General features: G+C 70.6%; 2 protein-coding genes. Both read left to right on the forward strand.

What is annotated here, in order from left to right; all coding sequences use genetic code 11:
- The coding region (locus P1P70_RS43705; protein ID WP_319247939.1) for a DUF485 domain-containing protein at positions 1–356 on the forward strand (356 nt) is incomplete at its 5' end.
- 89 nt (positions 357–445) lie between these two features.
- Positions 446–2,029, forward strand: a complete 1,584-nt coding sequence (locus P1P70_RS43710; protein ID WP_319247940.1) for a cation acetate symporter — start codon at positions 446–448, stop codon at positions 2,027–2,029.
- Positions 2,030–2,223: the final 194 nt, after the last annotated feature.

The following is a 2,223-nucleotide window of genomic DNA, read 5'->3' on the forward strand; positions in this document are numbered from 1 at the left end:
CCCGGGAACCGCAACCGCAACCGACGTCAGACACCCCCCGCCACGCCCCCCTCGGCCACCACAGCGACCTGCGGGTGCTGCGCGGCGCGTACCGCCGGCAGCGGCGGGTGGCGACGCTGACGGCCCTCGGCTACTTCGTGCTGTTCCTCCTCCTGTCCGCCTTCGCCCCGTCGTTCATGACGAGCGAGGTCAGCGGCGGACTCTCCACGGGCCTGCTGCTCGGCCTCATCCAGGTACCGGTGACCTGCCTCGCCATCTGGCTCTACGAGCACACCGCCCGCCTGCGCGTCGACCCGCTGGCAGACCGCATCCGCGACCTCGCGGCGGTCGACGCGAGGCGGGGGACTGTTCGTTGAACATCACCGCCACCGCCGTCCTCACCGCCGGCGGCCCCTCGACCACGGCCGCGGGCGGGCTCGCCGAGTTCAGCGGGTCGGCGCAGGCCATGTCGCTCGTCGGCTTCACGGCGGTCGCCACCGTCACCCTGCTCCTGTGCGTGATGACGGGCCCCGACCGGGACGACCTCGACGAGTTCTACACCGGCTACGGCTCGCTCTCCCCCATGCGCAACGGCCTCGCCATCGCCGGCGACTACATCTCGGCGGCGACCGTGCTGGGCACCGGCGGAGTGATCGCCCTCTTCGGCTACGACGGAGTCGTCCTCGCCCTGAGCACGGCGCTGTCCCTGATGCTGCTGATGTTCCTGCTGGCCGAACCCCTGCGCAACGCGGGCCGGTTCACCATGGGCGACGCGCTGGCCAGGCGGATGCCCGGCCGCTCCGTCCGCATCGTCGCCTGCGTCGTCACGATCGCCGCGCTGATGCCGATGATGCTGGTCCAGCTCGCGGGCACCGGCGACCTGCTGGCGTTCGTCCTCGGCTTCTCCAGCGAGAGCCTGAAGACCGGTGTCGTGGTGATCGTCGGAGCGCTGATGATCGGTTACGCGGCGATCGGCGGCATGAAGGGCACGGCCCTCATCCAGATCCTCAAGATCGTGATGCTGCTCGGCTCGGGCGCGCTCGTCGCGGTCCTGATCCTGCACAAGTTCGACTGGAACCCGGGCCTGTTGCTCGGCGCGGCGGCGGAGAAGAGCGGCATCGGCACCGGGTACCTCCACTCGGGCCTGCAGTTCTCGGGCGGCCCCTATCCCGAACTCGACATGATCAGCGCCCAGTTGACGGTCGTGCTCGGCGGGGCCTGCCTCCCGCACGTCACCATGCGCATGTACACCGCGAACAGCGCCCGTCAGGTCCGCCGCTCACTGTCCTGGGCGGTCCCCTCCGTGGCCCTCTTCGTCCTGATCATCTCGGTGATCGGCTTCGGCGCGACGGCCCTGATCGGCCGCGAGGTGATCGCGGCGGCCGACCCCCAGGGCAACACGGCCTATCTGATGGGGTCGATGGCGGCGTTCGGCGCGGAGGTGTCCACGGCGGAGACACTGCTCTTCACCACGGTCACGACGGCGGTCTTCCTTACGCTGCTCGCCTCCGTGGCCGGCATGATCCTCGCCTGCGCCAACTCCCTCGCCCACGACGTCTTCGCGGCCCGCGCGGGCGAACCGCTCACGCCCCGCCGCGAGATGACCATCGCCAGACTCTCGGCGGGCGCGGTCGGCGTCACGGCGATCGTCCTCGCCACGATGGTCCAGCACCGCAACCTCCAGCCCCTGGTCACCCTCTCGTTCTGCCTGGGCGCCTCCGCCATCGCGCCCGCCCTCGTCTACGGCCTCTTCTGGCGCCGTTACACCCGTACGGGCCTGATGTACACCCTCGTCGGCGGCTCCCTCTCGGTCATGGTCCTGATGACCGGCACCAACCTGGTCTCCGGCTCCCCCCACTCGGCCTTCCCCGGAGCCGACTTCAACTGGTTCCCCTTCACCACCACGGGCCTGCTCTCCATCCCCCTGGGCTTCGCCTTCGGCTGGCTCGGCACCACCCTCTCCGGCCGCACCAAGGCAGAGGAACAACGCAGACAGTACGAGGCAGTGGAGGGCTGGATCCTGGCAGGCGCGACAAAAAGGGGCGACTGACACGAGGGGAGCCCCCGGCCCGCAGGGGGGCCGGGGGCTCCTCAAGGGCGAGCGACTCTCCGCCAGCCCTGAAACCGCCGGACGCGGGGCTTTTCAAAGGCGGGCCGCTCTCCCGCCGCCCTGAAACCGCCGACCACCGGGCTTCTCAGGGGCACGGGGAACTGCGCGAGAAGCCCCACCCACCCGCACCCGAC

This window comes from Streptomyces sp. MB09-02B (assembly GCF_033794485.1).
In the GTDB taxonomy this organism is placed as follows: domain Bacteria; phylum Actinomycetota; class Actinomycetes; order Streptomycetales; family Streptomycetaceae; genus Streptomyces.

Coding starts and splice junctions, on each gene's coding strand:
- P1P70_RS43710 (WP_319247940.1), top strand. CDS start 446: ATGTCGCTCGTCGGCTTCACGGCGGTCGCCACCGTCACCCTGCTCCTG.